The organism is Streptomyces sp. NPDC048197, assembly GCF_043202395.1.
GTDB lineage: Bacteria > Actinomycetota > Actinomycetes > Streptomycetales > Streptomycetaceae > Streptomyces > Streptomyces siderophoricus.
The window spans coordinates 19,039-35,989 of sequence record NZ_JBIDAJ010000036.1 but is presented as its reverse complement, the minus strand read 5'-3'; the positions used below and the strand labels follow the sequence as shown (position 1 = coordinate 35,989).

At 71.0% G+C, this 16,951-nt stretch carries 13 protein-coding genes; 8 read left to right on the top strand and 5 right to left on the bottom strand.

Annotation, left to right across the window (positions count from 1 at the left end; translation table 11 throughout):
• Positions 1 to 55: 55 nt before the first annotated feature.
• Positions 56 to 247, bottom strand: coding sequence for a hypothetical protein (locus ACGF4C_RS32440; RefSeq protein ID WP_393571149.1), 192 nt, complete (start codon positions 245 to 247; stop codon positions 56 to 58).
• A gap of 604 nt (positions 248 to 851) precedes the next feature.
• Here ACGF4C_RS32440 and ACGF4C_RS32435 point away from each other — a divergent pair.
• The 8 genes from ACGF4C_RS32435 (at position 852) to ACGF4C_RS32400 (ending at position 11,126) form a co-directional block, all read left to right on the top strand.
• Positions 852 to 4,460 carry a nitrate- and nitrite sensing domain-containing protein gene (locus ACGF4C_RS32435; RefSeq protein ID WP_393571147.1) on the top strand — a complete coding sequence of 1,203 codons (3,609 nt, stop codon included), beginning with the start codon at positions 852 to 854 and terminating at the stop codon, positions 4,458 to 4,460.
• A gap of 9 nt (positions 4,461 to 4,469) precedes the next feature.
• Positions 4,470 to 4,883, top strand: a complete 414-nt coding sequence (locus ACGF4C_RS32430; RefSeq protein ID WP_018087204.1) for a roadblock/LC7 domain-containing protein — start codon at positions 4,470 to 4,472, stop codon at positions 4,881 to 4,883.
• A gap of 104 nt (positions 4,884 to 4,987) precedes the next feature.
• Positions 4,988 to 5,398, top strand: a complete 411-nt coding sequence (locus tag ACGF4C_RS32425; RefSeq protein WP_030416114.1) for a DUF742 domain-containing protein — start codon at positions 4,988 to 4,990, stop codon at positions 5,396 to 5,398.
• Entirely contained in the window at positions 5,379 to 5,972 is a 594-nt protein-coding gene (locus ACGF4C_RS32420; protein WP_261955489.1) for an ATP/GTP-binding protein, read from the top strand. Before ACGF4C_RS32425 ends, ACGF4C_RS32420 begins: the two co-directional genes overlap by 20 nt.
• A 559-nt stretch (positions 5,973 to 6,531) precedes the next feature.
• Positions 6,532 to 9,465 carry a nitrate- and nitrite sensing domain-containing protein gene (locus tag ACGF4C_RS32415; protein ID WP_393571144.1) on the top strand — a complete coding sequence of 978 codons (2,934 nt, stop codon included), beginning with the start codon at positions 6,532 to 6,534 and terminating at the stop codon, positions 9,463 to 9,465.
• A gap of 10 nt (positions 9,466 to 9,475) precedes the next feature.
• On the top strand, positions 9,476 to 9,889 hold the full coding sequence (locus tag ACGF4C_RS32410; protein WP_018087204.1) for a roadblock/LC7 domain-containing protein: 414 nt from the start codon (positions 9,476 to 9,478) through the stop codon (positions 9,887 to 9,889).
• A gap of 84 nt (positions 9,890 to 9,973) precedes the next feature.
• On the top strand, positions 9,974 to 10,567 hold the full coding sequence (locus ACGF4C_RS32405; protein ID WP_030802348.1) for a DUF742 domain-containing protein: 594 nt from the start codon (positions 9,974 to 9,976) through the stop codon (positions 10,565 to 10,567).
• On the top strand, positions 10,548 to 11,126 hold the full coding sequence (locus ACGF4C_RS32400) for an ATP/GTP-binding protein (protein WP_073447656.1): 579 nt from the start codon (positions 10,548 to 10,550) through the stop codon (positions 11,124 to 11,126). The genes ACGF4C_RS32405 and ACGF4C_RS32400 overlap by 20 nt, the downstream gene beginning before the upstream one ends.
• Before the next feature lie 109 nt (positions 11,127 to 11,235).
• On the opposite strand, the gene ACGF4C_RS32395 is transcribed toward ACGF4C_RS32400, so the two are convergent.
• From ACGF4C_RS32395 to ACGF4C_RS32380, 4 genes are all read right to left on the bottom strand, one after another.
• Positions 11,236 to 11,892 carry a DUF4360 domain-containing protein gene (locus ACGF4C_RS32395; RefSeq protein WP_393571141.1) on the bottom strand — a complete coding sequence of 219 codons (657 nt, stop codon included), beginning with the start codon at positions 11,890 to 11,892 and terminating at the stop codon, positions 11,236 to 11,238.
• Positions 11,893 to 12,184: 292 nt separating this feature from the next.
• A complete protein-coding gene (locus ACGF4C_RS32390; RefSeq protein WP_030416120.1) occupies positions 12,185 to 12,391 on the bottom strand; it encodes an acyl-CoA carboxylase epsilon subunit in 207 nt (68 codons plus the stop codon).
• A gap of 54 nt (positions 12,392 to 12,445) precedes the next feature.
• Positions 12,446 to 14,029 (bottom strand): acyl-CoA carboxylase subunit beta, encoded by a 1,584-nt coding sequence (locus ACGF4C_RS32385; RefSeq protein ID WP_393571138.1) that lies wholly within the window; start codon positions 14,027 to 14,029, stop codon positions 12,446 to 12,448.
• A gap of 253 nt (positions 14,030 to 14,282) precedes the next feature.
• Positions 14,283 to 16,706: a polysaccharide lyase 8 family protein gene (locus ACGF4C_RS32380; protein WP_393571136.1), complete on the bottom strand. Its 2,424-nt coding sequence runs from the start codon at positions 16,704 to 16,706 to the stop codon at positions 14,283 to 14,285.
• Positions 16,707 to 16,951 lie beyond the last annotated feature (245 nt).

Here is a 16,951-nt window from a genome sequence, read left to right as displayed (position 1 = left end):
CGCTCACCTATGGGTGCCGGGGCGGTACGCGGCCGCTGCCCTTCCGCCCGCGCGACTAGGCGATGACGGCCTGCTCGGGGACGTCCATCAGGACGGTGCGCCGGGGGTTGGCGGTCTGCGTGGGGAGATCGACGGTGTGCTCCGGGGCCTCGAGGAGGGTGGCGCCGAGCTCCTCGGCGTCCTTGAGATGGGCCAGAGTGGTGCGCCGCGGGTTGGCTATGTTGCGGAACATCATCGTCGTCTTCACTTCGGTATGCCTCGTGTGGTCGGAAGCTGGGGATCGGCCGGTGAAAAAGCCGTTGCGGAAACCTGTCTTGTCAGTTTCGGCAACTGTGTAAAGCGTCAGGCTATGCGCGCTATTCCCTCCGAAGTGCTGGGGAACTCAACGATCTTCCTGTGAGTTTGCTCACGAGCCGTGCGACAAAAGCCGCATTTTCCTTGATCAACATCCTTGGGCGAATCGGACAATGGCGGATTGAAGCGCACGTTCCGCTCCCGATCACCGCACCTGGGACAGCCGCCGGAGGCGTGCGACTCGCGGGCATACGTCCGATATCTCCAGCGGCTTCTTCTACAACTCGTGACGCGTCCCGTACATTGCGTCATCCATGTCACAGCCACCCGCTCCGGTCTTGTTGGAGATCCGGCACTGTGCTGGAATTCCACGGACCGCCGCACGTTTCAGCCGGCGCGCAGGGCGCAAGGTGGCGCCGCGCGGTGGTGCCGCTCTCTCGGCCAGAGGGGGCAGCCCGCCGGTCATTTCACGGCCGCCATGGGGGATTCACGGCCCCCAATACGACTCGACACCGTCCCGCCGAGGTGGGACGCCTGGTCCAGAGGTTGCGACGCTAGTGCAGGGACGTTTCAAGAGGGATGGCAGCGCTGCGGCGGAACCGGAGCTGCGCGGCGGAACCGACCGCGCCTCCTCGCCCCAGCGCGACCGCAACAACCCGGCGGGCGGCCTCACGTCGTCCGACCACGGCGGCCAGGCGCCGGGCGGTGATGCCGCGGACACCGGTGCGCCCAAGGCCGCGACCGGCCCCGGTTCGCGAATAGCGCTGCGCAACTGGCGCATCAGCACCCGACTGGTCTCCCTGCTCGCGCTGCCCGTGGTCGCCGCCACCACGCTCGGCGGCATGCGCATCGCCACGCAGCTGGACAACATCGACCAGCTCGACAAGATGCAGATGCTCACCGAGATGACCCGGCAGGCCACCGAGCTCGCCGACGCGCTGCAGATCGAGCGGGACAAGTCGGCCGGTCCGCTGGCCGGCAGCGGCAACGCCAAGGACGACGCGAACGTCGTCGCCCCCCGTGAGGCGACCGACCGCGCCAAGCTGTCCTTCAACCAGGCCACCGGCGACATCCAGGGCCAGGACGCCACGATGGCCGGTGTCCGGGCGACCATCCTGGAGATCGGCCGCCAGCTCAACACCCTCAACGAGATCCGCGCCAGCGCCTACAAGGACGACGGCAACACCGCGCGGACCGTCACCAGCTACAACCAGCTGATCAACTCGCTGCTGTCGCTCTCCCAGGACATGGCGCAGGCGACCAGCAACCCGGAGATGATCCGCAGTACCCGCGCGCTGGCGGCGTTCTCGTCGGCCAAGGAGTACGCGTCGATCCAGCGCGCCCTGATCAGTGCCGGCCTCGCCCACAAGGGCGGCCCGGAGCTGTCCGCCAACGACCGGCAGGCCGGCCACAACGCCGAGATCAGCGAGAAGGCGGCCCGGGACCGGTTCTCACTGATCTACGCCAACAACGCCGGCGCGCTCACCCGCGGCCTGGACGGCAACAACGACGAGATCAAGGCGGCGTCCGCCTTCTCGCACCGCGCCTTCGCCAGCGCCTCCGGCATCCGCAGCCAGGACTACCGCTACCTCGACTGGTACGACTCCGACACCGTCAAGATCGACGAGATGTCGCGGATCGAGACCACGCTGCTGTCGGAGATGGAGCAGAAGTCCCGCGAGGCCCGCAACGAGGCCACCCAGGACGCCCTCATCAACGGTGCGGTGATCCTCCTCGTCCTCGGCGTCTCGCTGGTCGGCGCGTTCGTCGTGGCCCGCTCCATGGTCCGCTCGCTGCGCCGGCTGCAGGACACCGCGCAGAAGGTCGCCCAGGACCGGCTGCCCGAGCTGGTCAAGCAGCTGTCCGAGTCCGACCCGCAGGACGTGGACACCTCCGTCGAGTCGGTCGGTGTGCACAGCCGGGACGAGATCGGCCGGGTGGCCGCGGCCTTCGACGACGTGCACCGCGAGGCGGTCCGCCTCGCCTCCGAGCAGGCGCTGCTGCGGGGCAACGTCAACGCGATGTTCACCAACCTCTCGCGCCGCTCCCAGGGCCTGATCCAGCGTCAGCTCTCGCTGATCTCCGAACTGGAGTCCCGCGAGGCCGACCCGGACCAGCTCTCCTCGCTCTTCAAGCTCGACCACCTCGCGACCCGTATGCGCCGTAACGGCGAGAACCTCCTGGTCCTCGCGGGTGAGGAGCCGGGCCGCCGGTGGACCCGCCCGGTGCCGCTGGTCGACGTGCTCCGTGCCGCCGCCTCCGAGGTGGAGCAGTACGAGCGCATCGAGCTCAACGCCGTCCCGCAGACCGAGGTCGCCGGCCGGGTCGTCAACGACCTCGTGCACCTGCTCGCCGAGCTGCTGGAGAACGCCACCTCGTTCTCCTCCCCGCAGACCAAGGTCAAGGTCACCGGCCACGCGCTGCCCGACGGCCGGGTCCTGGTCGAGATCCACGACACCGGTATCGGCCTGTCCCCCGAGGACCTCTCGGCGATCAACGAGCGGCTGGCCAGCCCGCCGACCGTGGACGTCTCGGTCTCCCGCCGGATGGGTCTGTTCGTGGTCGGCCGGCTGTCCCTGCGGCACGGCATCCGCATCCAGCTCCGGCCGTCCGACTCCGGCGGCACCACCGCACTGGTCATGCTGCCGGTCGACGTCGCCCAGGGCGGCAAGAAGCCGGCACCGAGCACCGCCAAGGGCGCGCCCGGTGACGTCGGCGGTGCGCCGTCCAGCCGGCTCGCCGGGCTCCAGCCGCGCGGCCAGGTCGGTTCCGGCCCGGGCGCCGGCGGCCGTCCCGCGCTGCCCGGCCGCGGCGGCCCCGGTGGTGCCCCGAACGCCTTCGGCGCCCCGTCCGGGCGTCCCGCGCCGGCCGGCCCCGCACCCGGTGCCCCGGCCGCGGGCGGCGACACCCGTCCGCCCGCCCCGCGCTCCGGCGGTGCGCGTCCCGCGCTGCCGACCCGCGGTGCGGACAACGGCCCCGCAGGTGGCCCCACGCCGACGGTCGCCCCGCCCACCGGTGCGCCCCGCCGCGAGGAGCGGCCGGAGCTGCCGGCCCGCGGTCCGGCGGCCGAACTCCCGGGCGGTGCGCCGGCCGGCGGCCGCGGTGGCCAGGACGGCCGCGGGAACCAGGACGTCTTCGGCGGTCAGCAGCAGGGCGGTACGAGCTGGGGCGCCCGCCGCGAGCGCGGCGGTGACGACGACTGGCCGCTGACGCCCCGCGAGGCGCAGGACCGGCCGCGCGGCCACGAGGAGCCGGACACCGGCAGCTTCGAGCGGCCCGCCCCGGCCGGCGGTCCCGGTGACACCACCGCGTTCGCCCGTCCCGACTTCAACGCCCCGCCGCCCGCGGCCCAGGCGCCGGAGCGCGAGCCGGACCGCTACGACACCGGCCAGTACCCGGCGGACCGCTACGACACCGGCGAGTACCCGGCGGACCGTTACGACACCGGCGAGTACCCCGCGGAGCGCTTCGCGCGGCCCGCCACCGAGGCCGATCCGTACGAGACCGGTCAGCTCGACGCCCGTCAGCTGCAGCAGGCGGAGGCGGACCGGGTCGGTTACGCCGCCGACCCGCAGGGCACCGGCCAGTTCCCGGTGGCCCGGCCGCAGGACGGCCGCGCGCCGGAGCCGGACGTGCTCGGCAGCGCGGACGCCGGTCCCGGTGACGGCCGTACGCCGATCTTCGACACGATCGAGTCCAACTGGTTCAGCCACCCGGCGTCCGCCGCCGCCGGTGTGCCGCCGCAGGGCACCGAGGAGCCGGAGGCGCAGCGGCTGCCGCGCCGCGGTTCCGCGGCGGCCCCGGGTGCGCCCGCCGAGCCGCAGGGCAACGGCGCACGCAACCCGGAGCGGGCCGACGCCACGGCGCAGTGGCGCAGTTCGCCGAACGACGAGACCTGGCGGCAGGCGGAGCAGATCCGCCAGCCGGCCTCGGGCGGTGTCACCACCTCCGGGCTGCCCCGCCGGGTCCCGCGCGCCAACCTCGTCGCGGGCACCGCGCAACAGCAGCAGCCCGCCCAGAGCGGTCCGCAGGTCTCCCGCGCGCCGGGCGATGTGCGCGGCCGGCTGACCAATCTCCGTCGCGGTATCCAGCAGGGCCGGCAGGCCGGGACGTCGTCCACCGGCAACCACGGCATTGTCGATCCCACTCACCAGCAGGAGCGTTAGTTGAGTCCGATGAGCCAGGCGGCGCAGAATCTGAACTGGTTGATCACCAACTTCGTGGACAACACCCCCGGGGTGTCCCACACGGTGGTGGTCTCCGCGGACGGGCTGCTCCTCGCGATGTCCGAGGGCTTCCCCCGTGACCGCGCCGACCAGTTGGCGGCGGTGGCCTCCGGGCTGACCTCGCTGACCTCCGGCGCGTCCCGCATCTTCGAGGGCGGGAGCGTCAACCAGACCGTGGTGGAGATGGAGCGTGGCTTCCTCTTCATCATGTCCGTCTCCGACGGATCGTCGCTGGCCGTGCTCGCGCACCCCGAGTGCGACATCGGTCTGGTCGGCTACGAGATGGCCCTGCTGGTCGACCGCGCGGGGACGGTGCTGACGCCCGACCTGCGCGCCGAACTCCAGGGCAGTCTGCTGAACTGACGGCGTCCGCAGCGCCGTTCGTCCAGCACCCACCACCCATTCGTGCCGCACCCCCCACCGGCCCAACCCGACGACAGCGCGCGCTGTCCCGTCCGGAGGACCCCATGACCCCGCCACCTGCCACTTCCGGCCCGTACGGCGCCTACAGCCAAGCGCCGTACGGGAGCGAAGGTGACCAGCCGCTGGTGCGCCCGTACGCCATGACCGGAGGCCGGACCCGGCCGCGCTACCAGCTCGCCATCGAGGCGCTGGTCAGCACGACCGCCGACCCCGCCCAGCTGCCCGGGCTGCTGCCCGAGCACCAGCGGATCTGCCACCTGTGCCGTGAGGTGAAGTCGGTCGCCGAGGTCTCCGCGCTCCTGCACATCCCGCTGGGTGTGGCGCGCATCCTCGTCGCGGACCTGGCAGAGGCCGGGATGGTGGCGATCCACCAGCCCGGTGGCAGCGGCGAGGCCGGCGGTACGCCGGACGTGACCTTGCTGGAGAGGGTGCTCAGTGGACTTCGCAAGCTCTGACGGCGGCTTCGCCGCGAGCCCGGCCCGCGCCACCACGTCCGCGAAGATCGTGGTGGCGGGCGGCTTCGGCGTGGGCAAGACCACGTTCGTCGGCGCGGTCTCGGAGATCAACCCGCTGCGTACGGAGGCCGTGATGACCTCCGCGTCGGCGGGGATCGACGACCTCAGCCACGTGCAGGACAAGACCACGACGACCGTGGCGATGGACTTCGGCCGGATCACGCTGGACCAGGACCTGATCCTGTACCTCTTCGGTACGCCGGGCCAGGACCGCTTCTGGTTCATGTGGGACGACCTGGTCCGCGGTGCCATCGGCGCGGTCGTGCTGGTGGACACCCGGCGCCTGGCCGACTGCTTCCCGGCCGTCGACTACTTCGAGAACAGCGGTCTGCCGTTCGTCGTCGCCCTCAACGGCTTCGAGGGGCACCAGCCCTACACGCCCGACGAGGTGCGTGAGGCGCTGCAGATCGGTCCCAACACCCCGATCATCACGACCGACGCCCGGCACCGCAGCGAGGCCAAGAGCGCGCTCATCACGCTCGTCGAGCACGCTCTGATGGCCCGGCTCCAGTAGGAACCGGCCACCGCTCCGGTTCGTCATCTGTAGTGGGTGATCCGGCAGTTGACTCTTATGGGGGGCGCCGCCCTGCCCAGGGCTGCGCCCCGCCATCCGCGAAGGGATCTGTGTCCTTCGACACGCCCACAAATTCGCTTCATAACGTTTCGACAGTGAATCCCTGAGGTTTCGACACACCACGCGCATGCCCGGCTTCGCTGCGCTCACGGATCGCCTGTCTTTTGCTGCGTCTCGCCCTTAACGCCCCTTTTATCTGAGGGCCTTCCGGGCCCGCTCAGGCTTTGCTCAGTGTTTGGAACGCACCGCCCTGACGTGCTGAAATTCGCTGAACTCCGGAGTAGGAAAGCCCAGAAGAAACGGCACAGCAGGTAGTGCCGGCCGCCGAGAGGTTGTTGGTCGAGTGAGGCGAAGCACGTCTAGCCCCGAGCCGCAGGAACCGCGGCGGGGCAACTTCACGCCGCCACCGAGAGGTGGCGTACCGGCTTCCGACGCGCCCGAGGACACGGTCGCGAAGCCTCCGGTCAGCGGTAGCAAGTACTCCCCGCGCAACTGGCGGGTGGCCACCCGGCTGAACGCCATCCTGCTGATCCCCGTGCTGCTCGCCCTGGTCTTCGGCGGCCTGCGGGTGAACACCTCGTTCGCCACCTGGCAGGAGGCGCAGGACGCGGAGAACACCGCGAAGCTCGTGCGCGCCGCGCTGTCCTACAGCACCGCCCTGATCGACGAGCGGGACCGCACCGCGGCGCCGCTGCTGGAGGGCAAGAAGGACGACCCGGTCGTCCAGGAGGCCCGGGACACCACCGACGCCGCCGCCGACGCGTTCCACAAGGCCGCCAAGGCCATGCCGGACAAGCCGGGCCTCAAGCGCCGGCTCGCCGCGTTCGAGAAGGTCGAGCCGAAGCTCCAGGTGCTGCGCCAGGCCGCGTACACCGCCAAGCTGCACGGCGTGCAGACCGAAGAGGGCTACGTCGAGGTCCAGCACCCGCTGATGGAGTTCGCCAACGAACTCGGCCTGGGCACCGGCAACATCACCTCCTACGGCCGCACCGTCTACGCCGTCGCGCTGGCCAAGGCCGCCGAGTCGCTGGAGCGCTCGATCGGCACCCACCTGCTGGTCGACCCGGCGACCCCGCAGGGCGGCAAGGAGCACAAGCTCCAGCTGACCGCCTTCGCGTCGTACCGCTACCTGGAGGGCATCGCCATCGGCGAGTACACCTCCGGCGGCACGCCCCAGGACGTCGAGCGGCTGAAGAAGGACGCCGCCGCACTCAAGCAGGCCGCACAGCAGAAGATCGCACAGGCGAAGCAGCAGGCGCAGGCCGCGAACCGGCCGTTCCGCACCCCGCCGTCCATCGACCAGATGTCCACCTGGATCGGGACCGGCGCGGCGCCGGAGACGCTGAGCCTGAAGGGCGTCACCTCCGACAGCTACTTCGCGGCCGCAACCGGCAAGTTCAACATGTACCGGTCCATCGAGAAGGACCTGGCCGACAAGGCCGTGAACGAGGCCGCGCAGATCTCCGCGGACGCCAAGCAGTCCACCTTCGTCGACTCCGCAATCGCGGTCGCCGCGCTGATCATCGCGTTCGTCGTGGCCGGTCTGATGGCCCGCCGGATGAGCCGCAACATGCGCCAGCTGCGCAACGCCGCCTTCGGCATCGCCGAGCAGCGGCTGCCGATGCTGGTCGACCAGCTCTCCCGGACCGCACCCGGCCGGGTCGACACCCGCGTCACCCCGATCCCGATCTCCACCACCGACGAGATCGGCGAGGTCGCCCGGGCCTTCGACCAGGTGCACCGCGAGGCCGTCCGGCTGGCCGCCGAGCAGGCGCTGCTGCGGGGCAACGTCAACGCGATCTTCACCAACCTCTCCAGCCGCAACCAGGGCCTGATCGAGCGTCAGCTGGAGCTGATCACCGACCTGGAGAACAACGAGGCGGACCCGGACCAGCTGGAGAGCCTCTTCCGGCTCGACCACCTGGCCACCCGTATGCGCCGCAACGGCGAGAACCTCCTCATCCTCGCCGGCGAGGAGCCGGGCCGCCGCTGGAACCAGCCGGTGCCGCTGGTCGACGTCCTGCGGGCGGCGATCAGTGAGGTCGAGTCGTACGAGCGAATAGACCTCACCGGCGTGCCGGAGAGCGAGATCCACGGCACCGCCGTGACCGACCTCGTGCACCTGCTGTCCGAGCTGCTGGAGAACGCCACGACGTTCTCCTCGCCGCAGACCAAGGTGCGGGTGACCGCGACCCGGCTGCCCGACGGCCGGGTGATGATCGAGATCCACGACAAGGGCATCGGGCTGACCCCCGAGGACTTCGCGGACATCAACCACAAGCTGGCGAACCCGCCGAGCGTGGATGCCGCGATCTCCCAGCGCATGGGCCTGTTCGTGGTCGGCCGGCTGGCCGACCGGCACGGGATCCGGGTGCAGCTGCGCCCCTCCGGCGAGCAGGCGGGGACCACGTCCCTGGTCATGCTGCCCGAGGCGATCACCCACGGTGGTGGCGGCGACGAGCAGTACGAGGACGACTTCACGGTCTCCCGGATCGTTCCCGAGCACCAGCAGGCCACCTACGAGGGCCACCAGCGCACCGCCGCCGAGCTGGGCTTCGACGACAGCCGCTACGCCCGCACGGACGCCGCCGATCTGGACATGGTCGGCCGCTCGCTGCTCCGCGAGGAGCGCCGGGCCGCGCTGGAGGCGCAGGCCACCGGCGTCGAGCGCCCGGCCGAGGGGCCGGACGCCGGCAATCCGCTCTTCCGCGACCCGGCGACGTCCGCCACCGGTTACCAGGGCCACCCCGCCCCGGGCTATCCGGAAGCTGATCAACCGCTCTACGACGACCGGTCGCACGGCAGCCAGGCGTTCGGCGATCCGGGCTTCCCGGAGACCACCGGCCAGCAGCCATACGTCTCGCACGAACCGGTACAGCCGGACGAATGGTCCGAACGCCACGCATTCGAGGGCTACTTCGGGACCGAAGCGGAATCTGACCGGAATACAACTGCCGCTCCCGCTGACGCGCCCGAGCGCGTACCATTCGAGCGTCCGGGCCCCACACCGAGCGACCCGCACCCGCTGACGGACGCCGGCCTTCCGCGCCGCGGAGGCCGCGACCAGCAGGCACAGCATGTTCAGCAGCCGCGGAGCGCGCCGGAGACCGGCCAGGACGGCTCCGACTGGCGCAGCTCGAACGACGAGCGCTGGGAGCGGGCGGAGCGGCTGCGCGAGCCGAAGGCGGGCGGAGTCACAGCCTCCGGTCTTCCCCGCCGGGTGCCCAAGGCCAACCTGGTCGAGGGTTCCGCGGAGCAGACCCCGCAGGGCGGCCCCCAGGTCTCCCGCGCCCCGGAGGACGTCCGCGGCAGGTTGAGCAACCTGCGCCGCGGGGTCCAGCAGGGACGCAACGTCGGCACGGACCCCTCCGGGGTCCCCCAGAATGACCAACAGGGCTTCGGCCCCGGCAGCACCTACGATCAGGAGCGTTAGTGTGAGCCCGATGAGCCAGGCGGCGCAGAATCTGAACTGGTTGATCACCAACTTCGTGGACAACACCCCCGGGGTGTCCCACACGGTCGTGGTCTCCGCGGACGGACTCCTTCTCGCGATGTCCGAGGGCTTCCCCCGTGACCGCGCCGACCAGTTGGCGGCGGTGGCCTCCGGGCTGACCTCGCTGACCTCCGGCGCGTCCCGCATCTTCGAGGGCGGGAGCGTCAACCAGACCGTGGTGGAGATGGAGCGTGGCTTCCTCTTCATCATGTCCGTCTCCGACGGATCGTCGCTGGCCGTGCTCGCGCACCCCGAGTGCGACATCGGTCTGGTCGGCTACGAGATGGCCCTGCTGGTCGACCGCGCGGGGACGGTGCTGACGCCCGACCTGCGCGCCGAACTCCAGGGAAGCCTTCTCAACTAGCAAACAGGCAGTGCGTTTCCCGCCGCCGCGTCTTATGGTTCGGTGGCGCGACCGGCGTCAGACAGGCAAGTTGGAGGAGGAGACGTGGCAACGCCCCCTAGCGGATACCCGTACGGTTCCGGGCAGGAGTCCGGGCCTGTGGGCGAGACCCATCACAACCGCTTCAACTTCCCGTCTGCGCCGAGCCGCCGGCCGCAGCGGCTTCAGCCGCAGCCCCAGCAGCCGGGGCCGTACGACTCCCAGCCGTACGAGCCGTCGGTGTACGACCAGCCGCAGGCCCCGCGCATCCAGCCGGTGCAGCCGCCGCGGAAGCCCGAGCCCGCTCCCTCCGGGGCGAACAACCCGCTCGTGCGCCCGTACGCCATGACCGGTGGTCGGACCCGGCCGCGCTACCAGCTCGCCATCGAGGCGCTGGTCAGCACGACCGCCGACCCGGCCAAGCTGCAGGGCCAGCTGCCGGAGCACCAGCGCATCTGCCACCTGTGCCGCGAGATCAAATCGGTGGCCGAGATCTCGGCCCTCCTCTCCATCCCCCTCGGCGTCGCCCGAATCCTCGTCGCCGACCTGGCGGAGGCCGGGCTCGTCGCCATCCATCAGCCCGGCGGGGACGAGACCGCCGGCGGACAGCCAGATGTGACACTGCTCGAAAGGGTGCTCAGTGGACTTCGCAAGCTCTAGCGGTGCAGCCCGCTCCACCACCTCCGCGAAGATCGTGGTGGCGGGCGGCTTCGGCGTGGGCAAGACCACGTTCGTCGGGGCCGTCTCAGAGATCAATCCGCTGCGTACCGAAGCCGTGATGACCTCCGCCTCCGCGGGGATCGACGACCTCACGCACGCGCCGGACAAGACGACCACGACCGTGGCGATGGACTTCGGCCGGATCACGCTGGACCAGGACCTGATCCTGTACCTCTTCGGTACGCCGGGCCAGGACCGCTTCTGGTTCATGTGGGACGACCTGGTCCGCGGTGCCATCGGCGCGGTCGTCCTGGTGGACACCCGCCGCCTGGCCGACTGCTTCCCGGCCGTCGACTACTTCGAGAACAGCGGCCTGCCGTTCGTCATCGCCCTCAACGGCTTCGACGGGCACCAGCCCTACACGCCCGACGAGGTGCGTGAGGCCCTCCAGATCGGCCCGGACGCCCCGATCATCACCACGGACGCCCGGCACCGCAGCGAGGCCAAGAGCGCGCTCATCACGCTCGTCGAGCACGCCCTCATGGCGCGCCTGCGCTAGCGCCGCCGCGTACCGGCCCCCCGTGCCCGTACGCCGCACCTGCCGGAAGGCCCCCACATCGCGTGATGCGGGGGCCTTCGGCGTGCGTGCGGGGATGTGCCGCGAGCGGCTACTTACGGGCCGGGCACTCCTTCCAGGCGAAGTGGTACACGGTGTTGATGCTGCCGTCGGTGGAGTCCATGGCCATGTAGCTGGTGGCCTTGGGGTCGGCCGACTTGCCGTCCACCCTCAGCTCGGTGTTGATGTTGAAGTAGCGCTCCTCGCCGCAGGGCGCGTAGACCAGCGCGTCGACGTCGGTCTCGTCCGAGGTCTGCCAGTTGGTCTCGTAGGGGCCGGTGAAGGTGTGGCTCTTGCGGGCCGTCTGCTGCTGGCCCTGGAAGTAGTAGTTCGCCTGCTCCAGCCCCTTGGCGCCGGGGGCCAGTGAGGCGTAACCGCGGTAGTCGGCGCGGGCGATGGCGTAGGTGAAGCCCTGCGGGACATGGACGTTCAGGGCGATCTGGCAGTTCTTGCGGGCGTCGGTGGGCTTGCTGGTGCCGCCCGCCTGGGCGAGGTATTCGCTGTAGGTGACGGTGAAGGCGGTGTTGTCGGGGGCGATGGCCACCGCGGCGCTGCCGGGTCTGCAGCCCGATCCGTTGACCGTGGCGACGGTGATGGTGATCTTGCCGGTCGGCGGGTCGTCGCCGAACCGCGCTGGTGCGGTGGGGGATGCCGATCCGGCGAGGAGCAACGATGCCACGGCGGCACCAGCACTGAGCGTGCTGAGCATGGGCTCTTCCTTCCGGTCGTCCTAGGCCCGCGGCGCGGGAACACCAGGAGTGGGGATGACGAGCGCATGCCAGCACGGGAATCTCCCCTTGACCAGCTCTGCTCCGCAGGATTGGGGCGAACCTACGCCTTGATTCGGACGTCGGCTACCGAATCGGAATACACCCGGACGCCGGCCTGCTGATGCGACATCAACCACCTTTGTTCGCAAGGAAGTTGAAAAGGGAGTGAATTGAAACGGGAACGGGAAGGGCCCCGCGGCCGTGCCGCGGGGCCCTTCACTCGGTGCTCGGTCAGCGCTGCCAGCTGGTCGCGCCGTGGAAACCGGTCTGGCGCTCCAGACGGCGCCAGCGGGCGGCGGTGGCGTGCGGGCCGGCCGGGGCGGCGGCCGGGCGGTGGGCGGCGCGGGCCAGCAGGACGGCGGTCAGGGCGGCGAGCTCTTCCTCGCTGGCCTGGCCCTTCTCCACGCGGATCGGGGCGGTGCGGTGGGCAGCATTCACGGTGTCTTCTTCTCCGTCGTCGCGTCGTCGGTGATTCGCGGGTGCCTGAAGGGGCTACTGGGGCGGGTTGCCGTGCTTGCGGGCCGGGAGGTCGGCGTGCTTGGTACGCAGCATGTCCAGGGCCCGGATGAGGGTCCGGCGGGTGTCGGCGGGGTCGATGACGTCGTCGACCAGACCGCGCTCGGCCGCGTAGTACGGGTGCATCAGCTCGGACTTGTACTCCTTGACCATGCGGGTGCGCATGGCCTCGGAGTCGTCGGCCTCGGCGATCTGCTTGCGGAAGATGACGTTGGCCGCGCCCTCCGCGCCCATCACCGCGATCTCGTTGGTCGGCCAGGCGTAGGTCAGGTCGGCGCCGATGGACTGCGAGTCCATGACGATGTAGGCGCCGCCGTAGGCCTTGCGCAGGACGATGGAGATGCGCGGCACGGTGGCGTTGCAGTACGCGTACAGGAGCTTGGCGCCGTGCCGGATGATGCCGCCGTGCTCCTGGTCGACGCCGGGCAGGAAGCCGGGCACGTCGAGCAGGGTGACGATCGGGATGTTGAAGGCGTCGCACATCTGGACGAAGCGGGCGGCCTTCTCGGACGCCTCGATGTCCAGCACACCGGCCAGCGACTGCGGCTGGTTGGCGATGATGCCGACCACCTTGCCGTCGAAGCGGCTCAGCGCGCAGATGATGTTGGTGGCCCAGCGCTCGTGGACCTCCAGGTACTCGCCGTCGTCGACGATCTCCTCGATGACCTTGCGCATGTCGTACGGGCGGTTGCCGTCGGCCGGCACCAGGTCCAGCAGCGCGTCGCCGGAGCGGTCGGCCGGGTCCTCGCACGGCACCGCCGGCGGGTTCTCGCGGTTGTTCGCCGGCAGCAGGGAGAGGAGGTAGCGGACCTCCTCCAGGCAGCTCTGCTCGTCGTCGTAGGCGAAGTGGCAGACACCGGACGTCTCGGCGTGCACATCGGCGCCGCCCAGGCCGTTCTGGGTGATCTCCTCGCCGGTCACCGCACGGACCACGTCCGGGCCGGTGATGAACATCTGGGAGGTCTCGCGGACCATGAAGACGAAGTCCGTCAGGGCCGGGGAGTAGGCAGCGCCGCCCGCGCACGGGCCGAGCATGACCGAGATCTGCGGGATGACCCCGGAGGCCTTGGTGTTGCGCTGGAAGATGCCGCCGTAGCCGGCCAGCGCCGAGACGCCCTCCTGGATGCGGGCGCCCGCGCCGTCGTTGAGCGACACCAGCGGGGCACCGGCCTGGATGGCCATGTCCATGATCTTGTGGATCTTGGTGGCGTGCGCCTCGCCGAGCGCGCCGCCGAAGATCCGGAAGTCGTGTGCGTAGACGAACACCGTCCGGCCGTGGACCGTGCCCCAGCCGGTGATCACACCGTCGGTGTAGGGCTTCTTCGCCTCCAGGCCGAAGCCCGTCGCCCGATGCCGGCGCAGCGGCTCGACCTCGTTGAACGAATCCTCGTCCAGCAGCAGCTCGATCCGCTCGCGCGCCGTCAGCTTGCCCTTGGCACGCTGGGCCTCGGTCGCCCGCTCGCTGGGTCCGCGCCGGACCTGCTCACGGATGGCGTGCAGCTCGGCGACGCGCCCGCGGGCGTCGTTGGCGCCGGCGGGCAGATCTTCGACAGTGGTCATGTATCGACGGTACGTGTGCGGGGCGCCGCACACCGATGTCGGTTTCGTACAACGTCACATGCGTTTTCGTGGGCAGGGAGTACAGAACCCTCCTGTACGCGGGCCGCGTCCCGGCCCCCGTTCGGGTGGCCGGGACCCGCTTCCTCTGTATGGGCCCGACAAACGGCCGCCGAGTGATGTTGTGGTGACCGGTGGTCCGCGGGCCCGGACGGCCGGTGGTCCGCGGGCCCGGCGGAACGGGCCCCGGCGCAGGTCAGTGCAGCCGCACGGTGCAGCGGTGGGTGGCGCAGACCGTACCGGGGCGGGCCCGCAGCCGAAGGCGCCGCCCGGTCTCCAGCACCTCGATCGACGGGTCGTGGTCGAGCACCCCGCGCACCGGCCGTGACCAGGAGATCTCCACCGGAGCACCGGTCCGGGCAGGAGCCGCCAGGGACAGCCGGGCGGTCCGCCCGTCCGGCCGCTCGCGGATCACTACGCTCACCGGGCCGCTGCTGCGCAAGGCGCCCGCCCGCCCGGCCCGCCAGAAGTTCGCGGCCGTTACGCCGAGCGGGTGGACGGCGATCGCCTGGCGGCACGCGTCGTTGGCGAGCACGGTCAGCCAGTGCGGGTCGGCGGCCCGCGCCGCGACGGCGTGCGCGCGGGCCCCCGGCATCAGGAGGTACGCATAGCAGGCATCCGACGGATCGACCCCGTGATCGCACCACAACGTGACATATCGCCGGGTGAACGGCTCCGCGGACGAGGTGGTGTTGATGTCGTGCCAGGAGCCGGTGCGGGCCTCGCGCAGCGCGTGCAGGGGGGCGCCGCCGGGGAAGACATAGCCGCCGTGCCCGGCGAGGTGAGCCCAGCGGGCGCGGCGGAAGGCGGTGCGGTGACCGGGCGCGCCGGGCTGCCGTACGCCGTCGACGGTGAGCGCGGCCGTGCCGTACTCCCCCAGGCACCGGTTGTCGACGACGGTCTCGACCGTCACGCCGTCCCGCGCGGTGATCCCGGCGCCCAGACAGACGACACAGTCCGCGAGCGCGAACCAGGACTTCCGGGCGCGCAGCGTCGAGGACAGCCCGCGCAGCTGCTGCCCGAGGGCGGCGAACTCCCCGTCGGTGGTACCGCCGACCCACCGGACGTCGGGCTTCGGCTCACCCCAACCGCCGCCTTCGTTGTCCGCGAGCCGCTTGGTGGAGACGGTCGTGCCGGGCAGCCGGTACGGGTCGACGGTCGGCCAGAAGGCATCCGTGTACTGGTCGCCGCCGAAGTCCGCGCCCCACCAGTACGTCATGCCCGCACCGGTGTGCCAGCCGCGCCGGTTCTCACCGTTGCCGTTCTCGTAGTACGTGATCCGGTCCGAGCACATCGCCACGTTCGCGACCCAGCCGGGGCGGCGGTGCACGGCGCGGTCCATGGCCGCGAAGAGCCGGTGGCCGACGGGCTCGGCGGCGGCCGGGCCGGGACCGTCGGCGATCTTCCGCAGCCTGGCGAGGTCGGCGACGCCGTACTGCCGGTCGGTGAGCACCGGCAGGGTGCGGTCGCGGGCGATCCAGCCCTTGATCATCGCGTGCCAGCGGCCCCGCTCGGCGGCGCTCGCGCTCTCGCCGAGCAGCGCGATGGCCGCGATCAGCGCATGGCCGTGGTAGTGGTCGCTGCGCAGCACCCGCCGCTCGTCGTTGCGGAGGTAACCGCGGCTGATCGCCCGGCCGTTGACGCTGTCCATCATCAGCCCGTTGTGCAGCAGCGGCGCGTACGCGTGCTCCACGCTGTCCAGGATGACCTGCCGCCCCGGATCGGTGACCTCCCATTCCGACCCGCCGAGCAGCGCGAACAGCCGCCCCAGCCCGTCCAGCAGGACGTAGCCGTAGGTGCCGGAGTAGGCGACCCAGGTGTGCTGTACGAACGAGCCGTCGGCGTAGAGCCCGTCGCCCTCGCTGACGTACGGGAAGACCGGCGAGAGGGCGTCCCGGGCCAGTGCGATCTTGGCGGGCACCCGGCCGAGGATGCCGCGCAGGGCGACCACCCGGCACAGGTCGACGCGGTTGGCGCCGGTGCTGGTGCCGGTGTAGTCGCCGAGCATCGTGTCCGGCACGAAGTGGTCGACGGCGGCGAGAGCGCGGGTGCGCAGGTCGCCGGGCAGGCCGCCGTCGTCGGGCAGGTGCTCGTCCAGGATCGCGAGGGTGTCGAGGAGGAGTCTGGGACTGCCGATCTGCCACTCCCACCAGTTGCCGTACCGGGTGGTGCCGGTGTGGTAGACCGTGGTTTCGAGGTGGTCGAGGCCGGTGCGGACGGCGTCGGCGAGGCCGGGGTCGCCGGTTCGGCCGGTGCCGGGCTGGGCGTACGCCTGGGCCATGGTGTTCAGCCGGCCGTAGCTCTGGGTGATGCCGGAGGGCGGGTCGTACGGGCAGTCCGGCCACAACGAGCCGGCGGCCGGCCGCATGCCGGCCCGGAAGGTGGCCGCGAGGTCGCCGGTCTCCTTCAGGACGGCGGCGAACGGCGGCGCGGTGGCGTCGAAGCCCGCGCCGAGGGTGAGCGTGCACCAGCGACCGCGGAGGGTGTCGTAGGGGTCGCCCCCGGGAGACAGGGGCGCGGCGGACGCGGGGTGGGCGGCGGCGAGGGCGAGCGCGCTCGCGGTGGAGACGGTGAGAAATCCTCGGCGGGACCAGACGGACGGGACGGGCTCGGTCGGCACGGTCGGTCCTCTCCATGGCGTCAACTGGGTTATGGCGCTGCGCACTTGGGAGTTCCCGATGGTCTAGCACGGCCCCTCACGGCACGGCAATGACCGCGTCGCAACGCCGCCCACCACCCGTACGGCCGAGCCCGGCACACCCTCCTGGAGGCCCGGCCCATCCGGAAAGAGGTTGAACATTGAACTAAATGCCGCTACAGTGACGCTGTCGTTGAACGTTAAACCAACGTCTCATTCCATCTTGC